General features: G+C 45.0%; 16 protein-coding genes. 9 read left to right on the forward strand and 7 right to left on the reverse strand.

Annotated elements, in window-relative coordinates; translation table 11 throughout:
• The first annotated feature begins 53 nt into the window (after positions 1–53).
• The 7 genes from sfsA (at position 54) to panC (ending at position 6,000) form a co-directional block, all read left to right on the forward strand.
• Complete coding sequence (gene sfsA / locus R7070_RS16995; protein ID WP_005380023.1) at positions 54–770, forward strand: DNA/RNA nuclease SfsA; 717 nt, start codon at positions 54–56, stop codon at positions 768–770.
• Between the two features lie 136 nt (positions 771–906).
• Positions 907–1,353 (forward strand): RNA polymerase-binding protein DksA, encoded by a 447-nt coding sequence (gene dksA, locus R7070_RS17000; protein ID WP_005386584.1) that lies wholly within the window; start codon positions 907–909, stop codon positions 1,351–1,353.
• Positions 1,354–1,448: 95 nt separating this feature from the next.
• On the forward strand, positions 1,449–2,312 hold the full coding sequence (gene gluQRS, locus R7070_RS17005) for a tRNA glutamyl-Q(34) synthetase GluQRS (RefSeq protein WP_104975576.1): 864 nt from the start codon (positions 1,449–1,451) through the stop codon (positions 2,310–2,312).
• A 102-nt stretch (positions 2,313–2,414) separates the two neighbouring features.
• Positions 2,415–3,782, forward strand: coding sequence for a polynucleotide adenylyltransferase PcnB (gene pcnB / locus R7070_RS17010; RefSeq protein WP_318141261.1), 1,368 nt, complete (start codon positions 2,415–2,417; stop codon positions 3,780–3,782).
• Positions 3,779–4,264, forward strand: a complete 486-nt coding sequence (gene folK, locus R7070_RS17015; RefSeq protein ID WP_256900266.1) for a 2-amino-4-hydroxy-6-hydroxymethyldihydropteridine diphosphokinase — start codon at positions 3,779–3,781, stop codon at positions 4,262–4,264. The genes pcnB and folK overlap by 4 nt, the downstream gene beginning before the upstream one ends.
• 24 nt (positions 4,265–4,288) lie before the next feature.
• Positions 4,289–5,083: a 3-methyl-2-oxobutanoate hydroxymethyltransferase gene (gene panB / locus R7070_RS17020; protein ID WP_054574817.1), complete on the forward strand. Its 795-nt coding sequence runs from the start codon at positions 4,289–4,291 to the stop codon at positions 5,081–5,083.
• Between the two features lie 11 nt (positions 5,084–5,094).
• Positions 5,095–6,000 (forward strand): pantoate--beta-alanine ligase, encoded by a 906-nt coding sequence (panC, locus tag R7070_RS17025; RefSeq protein ID WP_318141262.1) that lies wholly within the window; start codon positions 5,095–5,097, stop codon positions 5,998–6,000.
• A gap of 53 nt (positions 6,001–6,053) precedes the next feature.
• Here panC and R7070_RS17030 read toward each other — a convergent pair whose 3' ends face one another.
• From R7070_RS17030 to R7070_RS17045, 4 genes are all read right to left on the reverse strand, one after another.
• The gene (locus R7070_RS17030) at positions 6,054–6,983 is read right to left on the reverse strand and encodes a Kdo(2)-lipid IV(A) acyltransferase (protein ID WP_053304122.1); all 930 of its coding nucleotides are present in this window, start codon (positions 6,981–6,983) and stop codon (positions 6,054–6,056) included.
• A 127-nt stretch (positions 6,984–7,110) separates the two neighbouring features.
• Entirely contained in the window at positions 7,111–7,881 is a 771-nt protein-coding gene (locus tag R7070_RS17035; protein WP_005386598.1) for an ABC transporter permease, read from the reverse strand.
• Positions 7,882–8,799: an ABC transporter ATP-binding protein gene (locus R7070_RS17040; protein WP_005380000.1), complete on the reverse strand. Its 918-nt coding sequence runs from the start codon at positions 8,797–8,799 to the stop codon at positions 7,882–7,884. It abuts the gene before it with no gap.
• A gap of 250 nt (positions 8,800–9,049) precedes the next feature.
• Complete coding sequence (locus R7070_RS17045; protein ID WP_005379997.1) at positions 9,050–10,720, reverse strand: SulP family inorganic anion transporter; 1,671 nt, start codon at positions 10,718–10,720, stop codon at positions 9,050–9,052.
• Positions 10,721–11,001: 281 nt separating this feature from the next.
• Here R7070_RS17045 and can point away from each other — a divergent pair, with 281 nt between their 5' ends.
• On the forward strand, positions 11,002–11,670 hold the full coding sequence (gene can, locus R7070_RS17050; protein ID WP_005379996.1) for a carbonate dehydratase: 669 nt from the start codon (positions 11,002–11,004) through the stop codon (positions 11,668–11,670).
• A gap of 78 nt (positions 11,671–11,748) precedes the next feature.
• Here can and hpt read toward each other — a convergent pair whose 3' ends face one another.
• Positions 11,749–12,279, reverse strand: coding sequence for a hypoxanthine phosphoribosyltransferase (gene hpt, locus R7070_RS17055; protein WP_005379995.1), 531 nt, complete (start codon positions 12,277–12,279; stop codon positions 11,749–11,751).
• 319 nt (positions 12,280–12,598) lie between these two features.
• Between hpt and opaR the strand changes: the two genes are divergently transcribed.
• On the forward strand, positions 12,599–13,213 hold the full coding sequence (gene opaR / locus R7070_RS17060; protein WP_005379994.1) for a transcriptional regulator OpaR: 615 nt from the start codon (positions 12,599–12,601) through the stop codon (positions 13,211–13,213).
• A gap of 145 nt (positions 13,214–13,358) precedes the next feature.
• On the opposite strand, the gene lpdA is transcribed toward opaR, so the two are convergent.
• On the reverse strand, positions 13,359–14,786 hold the full coding sequence (gene lpdA / locus R7070_RS17065) for a dihydrolipoyl dehydrogenase (protein WP_005379993.1): 1,428 nt from the start codon (positions 14,784–14,786) through the stop codon (positions 13,359–13,361).
• 267 nt (positions 14,787–15,053) lie between these two features.
• A complete protein-coding gene (gene aceF / locus R7070_RS17070; protein WP_256900267.1) occupies positions 15,054–16,958 on the reverse strand; it encodes a pyruvate dehydrogenase complex dihydrolipoyllysine-residue acetyltransferase in 1,905 nt (634 codons plus the stop codon).
• Between the last annotated feature and the right edge of the window lie 3 nt (positions 16,959–16,961).

The raw sequence follows: 16,961 nt of genomic DNA on the forward strand, positions 1-16,961 counted from the left end.
TGGTGTAATGGTGGCAACATTGTACATAAAAAATTTTTTGTCTAAATAAGCAAATGCATTTTACACCCGCTTTAGAGTCCGCCACTCTACTCAAACGTTATAAACGCTTTCTTGCCGATATCGAGCTCGATACTGGTGAAATCCGTACAATCCACTGCGCAAATACAGGTGCAATGACGGGTTGTGCAACGCCCGGAAACAAAGTTTGGTTTTCTACTTCCGACAACCCGAAACGAAAATACCCCAATAGTTGGGAGTTGAGTGAGACCGAACAAGGCCACCGTATTTGTATCAACACCGCGCGTGCCAATCAATTAGCCGTAGAGGCTATTGAAAATAATGTCATTTCAGAGCTTTATGGTTATGACACACTTCAAACTGAGGTGAAATACGGCAATGAAAATAGCCGAATTGATATCTTGCTCAGCGCAGACGACAAGCCAAAGTGCTATATAGAAGTGAAAAGCGTCACTCTTCTTGATGAGACCGACTCTACTGGACAAGGATACTTCCCAGATGCGGTCACGACTCGGGGACAAAAACACCTGAGAGAGCTCACAGAAATGGCACAAAATGGAAGTAGAGCCATACTTTTATTCACTGTTTTACATTCAGGTATTGAAAAAGTATCCGCGGCGCACCATATAGACGCGAAATATTCACTATTACTCAAACAAGCACAAGACGCTGGAGTGGAAGTTCTCTGCTACAAAGCTGAACTGAGCGATACTGGAATGAAGCTGATTTCCGCTATTGATTTTATCAATTAAGAGAAAAAATGATGTCGTCTTCACATTGACGATAACTTTGCGATTCAGTATTTGCTTGCACCGCCTCTTTTTGCTATAGATACCCGCCTTAAATTGACTGCGTAGCAGTTGACTAGGTGTAAGTAGGAGATGCTGTATGCCAGAATCAAAGAAGAAAACGATAGGCATCCTAGCCATTGCCGGCGTGGAGCCATATCAGGAAAAACCTGGTGAAGAGTACATGTCACCAGAGCAGGTTGAACACTTTACGAAAATCTTAACAGCTTGGCGCGACCAGCTAAGAGCTGAAGTGGATCGTACTGTTCACCACATGCAGGACGAAGCAGCAAACTTCCCAGATCCAGTTGACCGCGCCTCTCAAGAGGAAGAGTTCAGCCTAGAACTGCGTAACCGTGACCGCGAACGCCGTTTGATCAAGAAGATTGAAAAGACTTTGGATAAAATCAAAGAAGACGATTTTGGCTTCTGTGAGTCTTGTGGCGTAGAGATTGGCGTTCGCCGTCTTGAAGCACGTCCAACCGCTGACCTTTGTATTGACTGTAAAACACTTGCAGAAATCAAAGAGAAGCAAATGCAAGGTTAATCACCCAGCATTATGATTGTTGAAGGGAGCTCAGGCTCCCTTTTTGTTTTGGCTACCTTCGCACCCTATTTGTTTACTAAATTCGAGATACACGCATGACACGCTATGTAGGTCGATTCGCCCCATCTCCTTCTGGTCCACTGCATTTTGGTTCACTGATTGCCGCTCTTGGCAGTTATTTTCAAGCGAAAGCACAAAATGGAGCTTGGTTAGTACGTATTGAGGACTTAGACCCACCAAGAGAAATGCCAGGTGCAGCGCAACTTATCCTAGAGGCACTCAAGGCCTATCAGCTGCATTGGGATGGAGAAGTGGTATACCAGAGCGAACGTCACGACCTTTACCAAGCTCAAATAAACAAATGGCTCGAAAATGGAGAAGCCTATTATTGCCAATGTACTCGTAAGCAAATTAAAGAGCATGGCGGTTTTTATCCTGGCACTTGCCGCGATAAAAACTTGAAAGAAGGCGCGATTCGCCTAAAAATGACCAAGCCTGTCGCTCATTTCCTCGACCAAAAGCGGGGAACCATTACGATTCCAGAGCAACTCGTTAATGAAGATTTCATTATTAAACGTCGAGATGGATTATTTGCTTATAATCTTGCGGTAGTATTGGACGACATCGACCAAGGCGTCACAGAAGTCGTGCGAGGTGCAGACTTAATCGAGCCGACAGGGCGTCAAATTAGCCTGTACCAAATACTTGGTCAGCCAGAAGTTAGCTACTTGCATTTACCATTGGCGATGGACAACAACGGCAATAAATTGTCGAAACAAAATCACGCGACGGCTATTGATATAGATACACCAAAACCTACTCTATTGCGCGCCATGACATTTTTAGGTTTCGAGATACCTGAAACCGTAAGGGCGGCCAACATAGAAGATATTCTTCGTTGGGGCTGCGAAAACTGGCGGTTGGAACAGCTTCCAGCAGAGATCGAGATCACACCGTGATTCTCAAATGGCATTGTGTAGGCTATCATTAGCCGCAAATTAGGCCCTAGAGGCGTATAAAACTAACCAAAGCAAGATTGGATTAAACCCAGTTATTGCCAGATGCACATGAATACAAACGACTATACACCAAGCGAACCTGCCACAATTCCAGAGCTCGCTCTCAATGTAATAACTCGTGAAGAGCACAACATTTCGCGTAAGCAGATCAGTGATAATGCGCTGAAGGTACTGTACCGCCTAAATGGTGCTGGTTTCGATGCTTTTCTTGTGGGTGGCGGGGTTCGAGACTTACTGCTTGGACAAAAACCAAAAGATTTTGACATTGCGACCAACGCAACTCCGGAACAGATCAAACAGCTATTTCGTAACTGCCGTTTGATTGGTCGCCGCTTCCGCTTGGCTCATATTATGTTTGGCCGAGACATCATTGAGGTTGCGACATTCCGTGGTCACCACCAAGAGCAAAAGAATAAGAGCATTTCTCAGCAATCAAAAGAGGGTATGCTGCTGCGTGACAACGTCTACGGCACCATCGATGAAGATGCTGAGCGCCGTGATTTCACGATTAACTCGATGTACTACAACATCGCAGATTACTCGATTCACGACTACGCACGTGGTATTGAAGATTTAGAAGATCGCCTAATTCGACTGATTGGTGATCCAGAAACACGCTACCGTGAAGACCCTGTGCGCATGCTGCGTGCGGTTCGTTTCGCGGTAAAACTAGACTTTGATATTGAAGAAGACACCGCAGCGCCAATCGAACACATGGCACCGTTGCTCGGTGACATTCCGTCAGCGCGTCTTTTTGAAGAGTCACTCAAATTATTGCAATCCGGTCATGGCTTAGAAACCTACCACCTACTGCGTGAGTACAACCTATTCCAGCAACTATTCCCGACGATTGCAGCGCACTTTACAGAAGATTACTCCTCTCACACTGAGCAGATGTTGGATCTTGTCCTAGATTCTACCGACATGCGCATCGAAGATGGGAAACGCATCAATCCAGCATTTATGTTTGCTGCAATGCTGTGGTACCCACTGTGTGCGAAAGCCGATGAACTGATGGAAGAGCGCAACTTAGGCCATTACGACGCCATTATGGAAGCGAGCAACGTCATTCTTGACGAGCAAGTTCGCACAATTGCCATTCCAAGACGCCACACCGCAACCATTCGCGAGATTTGGCAGTTACAGCTTCGTCTTCCACGACGTAACGGTAAACGTGCATTCCGTCTTATGGAGCTCAATAAATTTAGAGCTGGCTTTGATTTTCTTGAAATGCGCGGTGAAATTGAAGGTGGTGACACTCAGAAGCTTGCCAAGTGGTGGGAAACTTTTCAAAATGCAGGCCGAGAAATGCGTCAAGCAATGGCTGCCGACTTAGACGGTCAATCACCGAAAACAGGCCAGCGCCGCCGTAAAACTTATCGCAAGAAAAAGAGTAAGCCCAAATCATGATTACAGCGTACATTGCGGTAGGCAGTAACTTGGCGGATCCTGTCAGCCAAGCGAAGCAAGCGATTGAAGCATTAAAAACGCTGCCTAAATCAGAGTTTGTTCAAGCTTCTTCGCTATACAGCAGCACGCCAATGGGGCCACAACACCAACCGGATTACATCAATGCGGTTGTGTCTATTAACACCAGTTTGACGCCTATTGAATTGCTCAATTGCACACAAGCTATAGAGCAAGAACAAGGGCGTGTCCGTAAAGACGAACGCTGGGGACCAAGAACCTTGGACCTCGACATTGTGCTTTATGGCAATGAGGTGATTAATTCCGAGAGGCTGATCGTTCCTCATTATGGAATGAAAGAGCGTGAATTCGTACTCTACCCTCTTGCGGAAATTGCACCAAGTTTACAACTCCCTGATGGGACCGAGGTCTCTGAACTACTGGAACAAGTAGATAGAAACGGCCTCAGTATCTGGCAGTCATAGCCAACTCCTAGTAAGGATAAAACCATGAAAAAAATGACCATCAACGACCTAATCAAGTGGAAGCAAGAAGGTCGTAAATTTGCTACTTCAACCGCTTATGATGCGAGCTTTGCCCAACTGTTTGAAAGCCAAGAAATGCCAGTACTTCTTGTTGGTGATTCTCTAGGTATGGTTTTGCAAGGTCACAACGATACTCTGCCAGTAACGGTCGATGATATCGCTTACCATACTCGTTGCGTACGTGCTGGTAGCCCAAATTGTTTGTTGATGGCAGACATGCCATTCATGAGCTACACCACGCCAGAGCAAGCTTGCGAAAGTGCGGCTAAACTGATGCGTGCTGGTGCCAATATGGTAAAAATTGAAGGTGGTGACTGGCTTGTCGACACGGTGAAAATGCTCACTGAACGATCAGTTCCAGTTTGTGCTCATCTTGGTTTAACTCCTCAAGCTGTTAACATTTTTGGTGGTTACAAAATCCAAGGTCGCGATCAAGAAAAAGCAGACCGCATGGTAAAAGACGCATTAGCGCTGCAAGAAGCAGGCGCTCAAATCGTCTTACTAGAATGCGTACCAGCTGAGCTTGCTGAACGTATTACGCAAGTGCTTGACGTTCCTGTTATCGGTATTGGTGCAGGTAACGTAACAGATGGTCAAATTCTCGTGATGCATGATATGTTCGGTATTTCTGCCAACTACATGCCGAAATTCTCCAAAAACTTTCTTGCTGAAACAGGTGATATGCGCAAAGCCGTTACTAAATACATTGAAGATGTAGCCAACGGTGTATTCCCAGACGACGCTCATACCATTGCCTAGAGGATAAATGCATGCAAACTTTTGCGGAAATCTCAGCAGTTCGTGAACACCTTAAAACCTTTAAACGTGAAGGTCGTAAAGTGGCGTTTGTCCCTACCATGGGCAACCTTCACGAAGGCCACTTAACTTTAGTGCGTAAAGCACGCGAATACGCTGATATCGTTGTCGTAAGCATCTTTGTTAATCCGATGCAGTTTGATCGTGCTGACGATTTAAATAATTACCCACGCACGCTAGAGGAAGACTTAAGCAAGTTAACCTCTGAAGGGGTCGATGTGGTATTTACGCCAACACCAGAAGTTATCTACCCTGAAGGTCTGGATAAGCAAACCTTCGTCGATGTCCCTGCCCTATCAACAATTCTCGAAGGCGCGTCTCGACCAGGTCATTTCCGTGGCGTGACGACGATTGTGAATAAGCTGTTTAACATCGTACAACCGGATGTCGCGTGCTTCGGCGAGAAGGACTTCCAACAACTTGCTGTTATCCGCAAGATGGTTGATGACCTAGCAATGGACATTGAAATCATCGGTGTACCAACCGTACGTGAAATGGACGGTTTAGCAATGAGTTCACGCAATGGCTTGCTTACGCTGGACGAGCGTCAACGCGCTCCTGTACTTGCTCGTACAATGCGTTGGATCAGTAGTGCCATTCGCGGTGGCCGCGATGACTACGCATCGATCATCGAAGATGCAAGCGACCAACTTCGAGCTGCAGGTCTGCACCCTGATGAGATCTTCATTCGTGATGCTCGTACATTACAAGTGATCACACCAGAAACGACACAAGCTGTTATTCTGATGTCTGCGTTCCTAGGCAAAGCTCGTCTTATCGATAACCAAACGGTAGATATGGTTGTCGAAACGAAGGAAGAAGCTGAATCTAACAATACAAACTCAGAGAACGCAGAGTAAGCTCTGAGCCATAAAAGTAAAAAGGTCGACTCTTAGTCGACCTTTTTTATACTCTACGTATAGACGCAATCTAACCCTTCAGGGCGAGTTTTAAACCGCTTGTGCAGCCACATCCACGCTGGAATATCACGTTTTATCATTTTCTCAAGCTCTTGGTTCAAGATGCTTGCCGCTTTAACCGCATTACGTCTCTCGAAACGCTCGCTAATGTCTTTTCCAATGTACAGCGTGTAATGGTGATTTTTACTCACTGTAACGCCAGATATAACCGCGCACTTTGTTGCATCAATGAGAACACTAGACCCGACGGTACTCGCCGCTTGTTCAACAGCAAAAAACGGCGCAAAAACAGAATGGCTAACGCCATAATCATGGTCGGGTAAATACCAAAGTCGATGACCATTCTTCAGAACTTTGAGCATTGATTTCACGTCTTTTCGATCAATCATTTGATGTCCAAAACGAGTTCGACCTCGATGTTGAATAAACTCATAAGCAGGATTCGAATTTGGGCGATAAACGCCATAACCTTGGGCAAACTGGCTAAAAATACGAGCGGTTATCTCCAAGTTTAAATGGTGACTGCACACCACCAACACACCACGTCCATTCTTTTCCTCAGCGAGTAAACGATCTTTTCCAACAATAGAGGTTATCCGACGTATCCGCCAATCTGGCCAAAACCAAGCGATACCGGTTTCGATGATCGCCATTCCAGTATATTGAAAGTTTTTTCGTACTACGTCCTTACATTGCCAATCCGTAAAATCAGGGAAACACAGCTGGAGATTACGCAGAGCGATCTTGTGTCGGCGCTTCATTACATGCATCGCAATACAGCCGATGCTTCTACCTAAGATTCGCAATACTACGTATGGCAGTACATTAACAAGAATCGCTAAAGATCCAAATGCCAGCCATACAGACCAATATTTGGGCTTAAGTAACTGATAGGAGAAAGGCGGCGGCGGGACAATATTCATAGGATCACTCATTTATTACAAATGATTGAAACCTACCATGATAAAAACCGAAAAATTGTATGGGTATGTATTGTTATGCACGCGAAAGAGCAGCGTGAATCGCCGCTCTTTGCTTTATGAGAATGGCTTAGCTTCTTAGCCCAATCCCTTTGGTTACTAGATAATGCGCAATGGCATACAGTGCAACAACAAACACTGCAAGTACACTAAATGAAGTGACAATGCCCACATCCGAGACACCTAAAAAGCCGTAGCGGAACGCATTCACCATGTAGACGATTGGGTTGATCTTAGAAACGCCTTGCCAAAATTCAGGCAGCAGACTGATCGAATAAAAGACTCCTCCCAAGTAAGTTAAAGGAGTCAATACAAACGTAGGGATGATCGAAATATCATCAAACGTTTTTGCGTAAACCGCATTGATCAAGCCACCGAGAGCAAATACAACCGACGTCATGAAGACAGTCGCGACAATAATGCCCCAGTGCTCCACTTGCAAATCAACGAACAAAAGTGACACACAAGTAACAATTGCACCGACCAACAAACCTCGAGTCACGCCGCCCATCACATAGCCAGCAATAATCACATAGTTTGGTACCGGTGCCACCAGCAGTTCTTCAATATTCTTCTGTAGCTTTGCACTAAAGAATGACGACGCCACGTTCGAGTATGAGTTAGTGATCACCGACATCATGATCAAACCTGGAACAATGTACTCCATGTAACTAAAGCCGCTCATCTCACCAATTCGAGAGCCAATAAGATTGCCGAAAATGATGAAGTACAACGTCATCGTAATGGCTGGCGGCACTAAGGTTTGCACCCAAATACGTGTAAAACGAGTAACTTCTTTGCTCAGCAAGCTGCGAAATGCCGTCCAATATAAACCGTACATTTAATTACTCCCCTCTCTTACAATGCTGACAAACAACTCTTCAAGTCGGTTGGCTTTGTTACGCATTGAGAGAACTTTAATGCCATGCTCTGTTAACTGACTGAATACCGAATTCAATCCTTGGCTCTTATCTAGTTCTATCTCTAAAGAGCCATCAACAATACTTTGTCGATTAACACCTTCAAGCTCAGGCACCTCGACTTCTGACTCAATATCCAAGATAAATGTCTCGACGCTTAGCTTACCTAGTAACGCCTTCATGGTGGTATTTTCAATCAGCTCACCACGATTAATAATGCCGATATTTCGACACAGCATCTCCGCTTCTTCTAGGTAGTGTGTCGTTAAAATAATCGTAATTCCTTGCTCTTGGTTGATCTCTTTCAGAAACCCCCACATTGAGCGGCGTAGTTCAATATCCACTCCAGCCGTTGGTTCATCTAAAATGAGTAATTGCGGCTCGTGCATCAAAGCTCTTGCGATCATTAAACGACGCTTCATCCCACCGGATAGGTTACGAGCACGCTCTTGGCGTTTTTCCCATAAATCCAATTTTTTCAGGTATTTTTCTGCTCTTTCTTTGGCTAATACTTTAGACACACCGTAATAGCCAGCTTGCTGCATCACAATTTGCTCAACGGTTTCAAACTGGTTGAAGTTGAACTCTTGTGGCACCAAGCCTAAATTCTGCTTGGCCAATTCGAGGTCTGTATCAATGTCATAACCGAAAACTTTCGTCGTTCCGGAGGTTTTATTCACTAAGGAGGAGATGATGCCAATCGTGGTCGATTTTCCTGCACCATTGGGACCCAGAAGCGCGTAGAAGTCACCCTTTTTCACTTGGAGACTTATACCTTTTAACGCCTCAAAGCCACCTGCATACGTCTTGCGCAGTTGTTCAATTTCTAATGCGTACATAAGGTCTTGATTGCCGTTTGTTTGTGATTACTAATACCGACTCATATTTATCAGCGGTTTACTACAAAATCGCCTTGGGTATCGTACTGGAGGTCCATCAGTCTATCGTTGAATAACGATGATTACAAATAAACCTTTCGACAATATTGGAAATATAACCCTTACCTCGTAAAGGTTATCTCTAAGTAAGACAAAATAGAGCATAAAAAAACGCAACAGGAAACTGTTGCGTTTTTAACTGTCAGAATGATTACGCCGTTATGCGCTGATACTGGTCTGCCTCAACATGTGCCACCGCCGCATTCAATGCTTCGTAACGGAATTGGTACATATTTTCATCCGGGACAAGGTCAATCACATGGAATTTCTCTAGCTGTTCTCGTGTTCGCTCATTCGGGCATAATAAATACACGGCACAATTGGCATCGAGAGCATCCTTAATCGCATTCTCTAACGCCAAACCGACGGTCACATCAATCATTGGTACATCCGTAAGATCGAGAATCATCACGTCATAGTCCGAAATACTAGAGTGCTGACGTGAAATGGCTTTAGAAACACTAAAGATCATCGGACCGGAAAGATAAAAGAACAGCACTTTACCATTAGCACGATCCAACAAACCACGCTCGCTGTCAGTCAGCGGCACATCATCTTCATCCGCGTCGCTGATCGCTTTTACTTGTCGCGCCTGCTCTCGGCTCAAACGCTCGATGATGATAATGTTCGAGATAAAGACGCCTAAACCCACCGCAACAATAAGATCAACGAATACTGTAAGCAACATAACGCCATACATCACCGCCATTCCGGAAAAGCTTACCTTATGTGCCCTCTGAATAAAGCTCCAGTCTAGGATGTTAAAGCCAACATACACCGCAATGCCTGCTAACACAGCCATCGGGATTGGCTCTGTTAACCCGCCAGCAACCAGTACAACCAACGCCAACATTAGTGCACGAATCACACCAGATAATGGCGAACGAGCCCCAACTTGGATATTCGTTACCGTCCCCATAGTAGCCCCCGCCCCCGGCAGCGCACCAAACAAGCCTGAGATCATGTTAGCTAACCCTTGACCTCGCAGCTCTTTATCTGAGTCGTGTTCTTTACGAGTTAATGAGTCACCGATAACCGCCGTTAACAAAGTATCAATACAACCTAATGTGCCGAGCACTAATGCATCAATGACCATCTCGACAAACATATCTGTGTCAATATAAGGGGCGACGAGAGAAGGTAACCCAGCAGGAATTTCACCGATACGACGAATATCTTCTGTATCAAAGAGAATCACAGACAATAAAGTCACCGCGACCAATGCCACGAGCTGTGCAGGAACGTATTTACGATATTGCTTAGGGAAGAAAAAAAGAATCCCCAAAGTCAGTAGTCCCAAAAACAACTCACTGAACTTAAGGTTAGAAATGGTCTCCGGCAAAGCAGATAACGTTCCGAGTACTCCCCCTGAAGGCGCAGCATGCCCCATCAAAGGCGATAACTGCAGAATGATAAGAATCACACCAATGCCAGACATAAACCCGGAAATAACGCTATAAGGCATTAAGGTAACGTATTTACCCAGTTTTAACGTCCCCAATAGGATTTGGAACGCGCCAGCCATCATGACAACCGTGAAAGTCATAGCCATGCCCGTTTCTGGGTATTTCGCCATCATACTGGTTAATACTGCGGTCATGATTACCGTCATTGGCCCTGTCGGTTCTGATATTAACGTATTAGAACCACCAAATAACGAGGCAAACAAACCGACCATTATTGCTCCCCAAAGGCCGGCCTCAGCACCGGCTCCGGATGCAACACCAAACGCTAACGCCAGAGGGAGAGAGATAATCGCCGTGGTTACCCCGCCAAATACATCCCCTTTGAAATTGATATCTTCAAAACGACTACCGAACACTGCTGATTTTCCCTGCATTCAATTTTAAAAAGTAAAATATCACTACTTTAACGAGCTAGGCGAAAATTTAAACCATAAATAGATTAAGGCTAAATTCACACCACAAATAGTTTCACCAGATTTTACTTTTTTCTTAATGAAAACTAGTCAGATGAGTCCAATCTGACGAATATTTAACGAGATCGAAATTGTAACATTGTGTATAGTTACAACACTGATCGCTTGCATGTGCACACAAACAGCGGCAGCGATTTTGTCTTTTAAGGGAAGTAGTTTGCAAAATGCCGGAAATAAAACAGTTATTTGAAAACAATTCGAAATGGTCTCAAGAGATCAAATCTGATCGACCTGAATACTTCGCAAAACTCGCTGAGGGGCAAAAGCCTGATTTTCTTTGGATTGGCTGCTCTGATAGCCGCGTCCCTGCCGAGCGACTAACCGGACTATACTCAGGTGAACTCTTTGTTCATCGGAATGTTGCAAACCAAGTTATCCATACTGATCTCAACTGTCTATCGGTCGTCCAGTACGCCGTAGACGTTCTTAAGGTTAAACACATCATTGTCTGTGGACACTATGGATGTGGTGGCGTAAATGCAGCCATTGATAACCCTAAGCTAGGTCTTATTAATAATTGGCTGTTACATATCAGAGATATCTATTTCAAACACCGCACTTACCTAGATCAAATGCCGCAACAAGATCGAGCGGATAAACTAGGCGAGCTTAATGTTGCAGAGCAAGTGTACAACTTGGGTAACTCAACCATCCTGCAAAACGCTTGGGAGCGTGGACAAGATGTTGAAATTCATGGTGTGGTATACGGAATTGAAGATGGTCGCTTAGAGTACTTAGGCATTCGTTCTAACTCTAAGGAAACCGTAGAAGCGTCTTACCAGAAAGCTCTTTCGACGATTCTAAATACAGATAACAAGCTGCTTTGTCGCTAAGTCATATCTAAAAGTTGAACAAAAAACGCCCATCTTAGATGGGCGTTTTTTTTATATTTTTAATGCTGCTCTCAATGATTATTCTTGAGGTACAACTTTACCGATGTATGGTAAGTGGCGGTATTTCTGCGCGTAATCAATACCCACACCAACGACAAACTCATCTGGGATTTCGAAACCAATCCAATCCACAGGAACATTCACTTCACGACGAGATGGCTTATCTAGGAGCGTACAAATCGCGATAGACTTCGGCTCACGTAGCGAAAGAATCTCACGGATTTTATTTAGTGTGTTACCTGTATCAATGATGTCTTCAACAAGCAAAATGTCTTTGCCTTTGATGTCATCATCCAAATCTTTCAAGATACGAACGTCACGTGAGCTTTCCATCGTATTGCCGTAGCTTGACGCAGTCATAAAATCAACTTGGTGAGTCAGTTCGATAGCACGTGCCAAGTCTGCCATAAATACAAATGAGCCTCGCAATAAGCCTACCAACACAAGATCTTCACTACCTTGATAACGCTCTGTAATTTGTTTGCCTAATTCACGAACTCGCTCCTGAACTTCTTGCTCAGAAATCATGACTTCTATTGTATGTTTCATACTGTGCTCAATCTAAATTTGTGGGTTGAGGTAAGTCGCACGCAAACGATCACCTAATCTTACGGCGTGTAGTGTATCACCACGTTCATTGGGTTGAAAGTCGCATCCTGTTGCCAAAAAATCTTGGAAGAAGGTCTTAGTTTTATAAAGTTCATAGCTAAATTTATCAATAATAATGACATTACTGTATATAAATTGTTCTACAGATGTTGACCTTGTGCATATGCACCATTACACTCATCACTGCTTTAAGCAACTATTAAAATAATCAATTAGGGGGTTACCCCCAATATCAACTCAAATGGCAAGGAAAATGGATATGGACTCAATTGCAAAGAGACCTAGAACTAGGCTTTCTCCAATTAAGCGTAAGCAACAGTTAATGGAAATCGCATTGGAAGTATTTGCGCGCCGCGGCATCGGTCGTGGTGGTCACGCAGATATCGCAGAAATTGCTCAAGTTTCTGTAGCGACTGTTTTTAACTACTTCCCTACACGCGAAGACTTGGTGGATGAAGTTCTCAATCACGTCGTACGTCAGTTCTCAAACTTCCTATCGGATAACATAGACCTAGACTTACATGCACGTGAAAACATCGCCAATATTACTAATGCGATGATCGAGCTTGTCAGCCAAGATTGTCACTGGCTAAAAGTATGGTTCGAGTGGAGTGCTTCAACACGTGACGAAGTATGGCCATTGTTTGTTTCAACTAACCGTACTAACCAGTTGCTAGTACAAAACATGTTCATTAAAGCAATTGAACGTGGCGAAGTGTGTGACCAGCACGATTCAGAACACTTGGCAAACCTGTTCCACGGTATTTGTTACTCACTGTTTGTCCAAGCGAACCGCGCTAAAGGTGAAGCGGAGCTGAAACATCTAGTGAATTCATACTTAGATATGCTTTGCATTTACAACCGTGAACACTAAAGCTTAGCTCGTAATATATGTCAGCCCACCGTTTGGTGGGCTTTTTATTGTCTGCTGTCAGCTAAGCACACATTTATATTTCTATATAACAAGCATAAAAAAACCGCTGCAATGCAGCGGCTTCTATCATTCAGTCAGAAAAAGCTTACTTCTTCTTAACTGCTTTTTTGTTTGGCAGGTCAGTGATTGAACCTTCAAATACTTCAGCAGCCAGACCTACAGACTCGTGTAGAGTTGGGTGAGCGTGGATAGTCAGAGCGATATCTTCTGCATCACAGCCCATCTCAATTGCAAGGCCGATTTCACCAAGTAGTTCACCACCGTTAGTACCAACGATAGCACCACCGATTACGCGGTGAGTTTCTTTGTCGAAGATTAGCTTAGTCATACCGTCTGCACAGTCAGATGCGATTGCACGACCTGATGCTGCCCATGGGAATGTTGCTACTTCGTACTTGATGCCTTCTTCTTTCGCTTCTTTTTCAGTCTTACCAACCCAAGCCACTTCTGGCTCAGTGTACGCAATTGAAGGGATAACTTTAGGGTCGAAGTAGTGCTTCTTACCAGAGATAACTTCAGCAGCTACGTGACCTTCATGCACACCTTTGTGAGCAAGCATTGGTTGACCAACGATATCACCGATCGCGAAGATGTGAGGAACGTTAGTACGCATTTGCTTATCAACGTTGATGAAGCCGCGCTCGTCAATTTCTAGACCCGCTTTTTCACCGTCGATTAGCTTACCATTTGGTACACGACCGATAGCAACTAGAACCGCATCGTAACGCTCAGCTTCAGCTGGCGCTTTCTTGCCTTCCATTGAAACGTAGATACCGTCTTCTTTTGCTTCAACTGCTGTTACTTTCGTTTCTAGCATTAGCTTGAACTTGTCTTTGATACGCTTAGTAAATACTTTCACGATATCTTTGTCTGCTGCAGGAATTACCTGGTCAAACATTTCAACAACTTCAACTTTAGAACCTAGAGAGTGGTAAACCGTACCCATTTCTAGACCGATGATACCACCGCCCATGATAAGCAGTTTTTCTGGCACTTCTTTTAGTTCAAGAGCGTCAGTAGAGTCCCAAATACGTGGGTCTTCATGCGGGATAAATGGCAGTTTGATTGGACGAGAACCAGCCGCAACGATTGCGTTGTCAAAGTTAACAACTGTTGGCTCACCTTCGCCTTCTACAAGGATAGAGTTAGGGCCAGTGAACTTACCGTAACCGTTAACTACTGTTACGTTACGCATCTTAGCCATACCGCTTAGGCCGCCAGTTAGTTGGTTAACAACTTTTTCTTTCCAGATGCGGATTTTGCTGATGTCTGTTTGAGGCTCACCGAACACAACGCCGTGGTCAGCCATCGCTTTCGCTTCTTCAATTACTTTAGAAACGTGAAGCAGTGCTTTAGATGGGATACAACCCACGTTCAGACATACACCGCCAAGCGTGCTGTAACGTTCAACTAGTACAGTTTCAAGACCTAAGTCCGCACAACGGAATGCAGCGGAGTAACCAGCAGGACCAGAACCAAGTACAACAACTTGGGCTTTAATTTCTTTGCTCATTTTGACCTCTTGTAGTCATTATCCCTAACAGGCTGAGTGGGTATCGATTTTTTATGTTTAAGAGAGATTTGTTTTAAACAGTTATTTTCAGACCGCTAACAGTTTACAGAGATGTTAATGGTGTGAAAAGTAAATCAATTTAGCCTGTGAGCTAGACAACAATTCGATTGTGAAAACCCTGAACGAAGCAAGGCTGATAACCAAATTGTCGGTAATTATGATTAGCAGAGGCGGCTAAGTTGCCGCCTCTCATTCATCTAATTTCTATTACAGAACTAGACGACGAATGTCAGATAGACATGAGTTTAGGTAAGTGATGAAGCGCGCACCTTCAGCACCATCGATCACACGGTGGTCGTATGATAGAGACAGTGGAAGTTGTAGACGCGGTTCGAACTCTTTACCGTTCCATACCGGTTTCATTTCTGACTTAGACACACCTAGGATACCAACTTCTGGTGCGTTTACGATTGGAGTAAACGCTGTACCGCCGATACCGCCTAGGCTAGAGATAGTGAAACAGCCACCTTGCATGTCAGCCGCAGTTAGCTTACCAGCACGTGCTTTCTTAGAAACCGCCATTAGCTCTTCAGATAGCTCGTAGATGCCTTTCTTGTTCACGTCTTTAAATACAGGAACAACTAGACCGTTTGGTGTATCTACCGCGATACCAACATTCACGTATTTCTTCAGAATTAGGCTCTCACCGTCTTCTGATAGAGAAGAGTTGAACGCGGGGAACGCTTCAAGCGCTTTAGCTACCGCTTTCATGATGAACACAAGTGGTGTGATCTTCATGCCAGTGTCTTTCTTCGCTTCAATCGCGTTTTGCTCTTTACGGAATGCTTCAAGAGCCGTGATGTCTGCGTTATCCCACTGTGTAACGTGCGGGATCATTACCCAGTTACGGTGTAGGTTTGCGCCAGAGATCTTCTTAATGCGAGATAGCGGTTGAACTTCTGTCTCACCAAACTTGCTGAAGTCCACTTTTGGCCATGGTAGTAGACCAAGAGCCGCGCCGTCGCCTTTGCCAGATGCTGCTGCACCTGCGCCAGACTCAAGACGCTTAAGTGCATCTTTCACGTAAGCTTGAACGTCTTCTTTTAGGATACGGCTCTTACGACCAGAACCTTTAACCTTAGAAAGATTAACGCCAAATTCACGCGCTAGACGACGAACAACTGGAGACGCGTGAGCGTACTCATCGTTTTCTTTGAAATCGCCAGTCGCTGCTGGAGCTGCTGGAGCTGCTGCCGCCGGAGCTTCTGCTTTAGGAGCCGGAGCTGCAGGTGCTGCCGCTTGAGCTGGAGCTGCTGCAGGAGCAGGTGCTGCACCCGCCACTTCGAATACCATGATTAGTGAGCCAGTAGACACTTTGTCGCCAGCTGCAATCTTGATTTCTTTAACTGTGCCAGCGAATGGTGCAGGAACTTCCATAGAAGCTTTGTCACCTTCAACAGTGATTAGAGATTGCTCTTCTTCCACTGTGTCGCCAACCGCAACCATGATCTCAGTAACTTCAACTTCGTCGCCGCCGATATCTGGAACGTTCACTTCTTTTGCCGCAGACGCTGCTGGAGCTGCTGCCGCAGGAGCTTCAGCTGCCGCTGGTGCTGCTGGAGCGCCTGAACCTGCTGTTTCGAATACCATGATAAGTGAGCCAGTCGATACTTTATCGCCTGCTGCAACTTTGATCTCTTTTAGAGTACCTGCGAATGGCGCTGGAACTTCCATAGAAGCTTTGTCGCCTTCAACAGTTAGAAGAGATTGCTCTTCTTCGATGCTGTCGCCAACGGCAACCATGATTTCGGTAACTTCTACTTCATCACCACCGATGTCTGGTACGTGAACTTCTTTTAGTTCTGCCGCTGCTGCTGCTGGAGCTGGAGCTGCTGCTGGAGCTGCTTCTGCCGCAGGAGCAGGTGCAGCGTCAGCTGCACCCTCGGCTTCGAAAATCATGATTAGAGAACCAGTAGAAACCTTGTCGCCTTCTGCAACTTTGATTTCTTTAACGATACCCGCTTGAGAAGCAGGAACTTCCATAGAAGCTTTATCGCCTTCAACTGTGATCAGAGACTGCTCTTCTTCAACCTTGTCGCCAACGCTTACAAGAATCTCAGTAACTTCAACCTCATCCGCACCGATGTCTGGTACATTAATTTCGATTGCCATTTC

Origin of the sequence: Vibrio sp. 1557, assembly GCF_033340175.1 — a bacterium.
GTDB classification, from domain to species: domain Bacteria; phylum Pseudomonadota; class Gammaproteobacteria; order Enterobacterales; family Vibrionaceae; genus Vibrio; species Vibrio alginolyticus.

Excerpts from the sequence above, each read along its gene's own strand:
- sfsA (WP_005380023.1), top strand. The coding sequence starts at position 54 with ATGCATTTTACACCCGCTTTAGAGTCCGCCACTCTACTCAAACGTTAT.
- dksA (WP_005386584.1), top strand. The coding sequence starts at position 907 with ATGCCAGAATCAAAGAAGAAAACGATAGGCATCCTAGCCATTGCCGGC.
- gluQRS (WP_104975576.1), top strand. The coding sequence starts at position 1,449 with ATGACACGCTATGTAGGTCGATTCGCCCCATCTCCTTCTGGTCCACTG.
- pcnB (WP_318141261.1), top strand. The coding sequence starts at position 2,415 with ATGCACATGAATACAAACGACTATACACCAAGCGAACCTGCCACAATT.
- folK (WP_256900266.1), top strand. The coding sequence starts at position 3,779 with ATGATTACAGCGTACATTGCGGTAGGCAGTAACTTGGCGGATCCTGTC.
- panB (WP_054574817.1), top strand. The coding sequence starts at position 4,289 with ATGAAAAAAATGACCATCAACGACCTAATCAAGTGGAAGCAAGAAGGT.
- panC (WP_318141262.1), top strand. The coding sequence starts at position 5,095 with ATGCAAACTTTTGCGGAAATCTCAGCAGTTCGTGAACACCTTAAAACC.
- R7070_RS17030 (WP_053304122.1), bottom strand. The coding sequence starts at position 6,983 with ATGAATATTGTCCCGCCGCCGCCTTTCTCCTATCAGTTACTTAAGCCC.
- R7070_RS17035 (WP_005386598.1), bottom strand. The coding sequence starts at position 7,881 with ATGTACGGTTTATATTGGACGGCATTTCGCAGCTTGCTGAGCAAAGAA.
- R7070_RS17040 (WP_005380000.1), bottom strand. The coding sequence starts at position 8,799 with ATGTACGCATTAGAAATTGAACAACTGCGCAAGACGTATGCAGGTGGC.
- can (WP_005379996.1), top strand. The coding sequence starts at position 11,002 with ATGCCGGAAATAAAACAGTTATTTGAAAACAATTCGAAATGGTCTCAA.
- hpt (WP_005379995.1), bottom strand. The coding sequence starts at position 12,279 with ATGAAACATACAATAGAAGTCATGATTTCTGAGCAAGAAGTTCAGGAG.
- opaR (WP_005379994.1), top strand. The coding sequence starts at position 12,599 with ATGGACTCAATTGCAAAGAGACCTAGAACTAGGCTTTCTCCAATTAAG.
- lpdA (WP_005379993.1), bottom strand. The coding sequence starts at position 14,786 with ATGAGCAAAGAAATTAAAGCCCAAGTTGTTGTACTTGGTTCTGGTCCT.
- aceF (WP_256900267.1), bottom strand. The coding sequence starts at position 16,958 with ATGGCAATCGAAATTAATGTACCAGACATCGGTGCGGATGAGGTTGAA.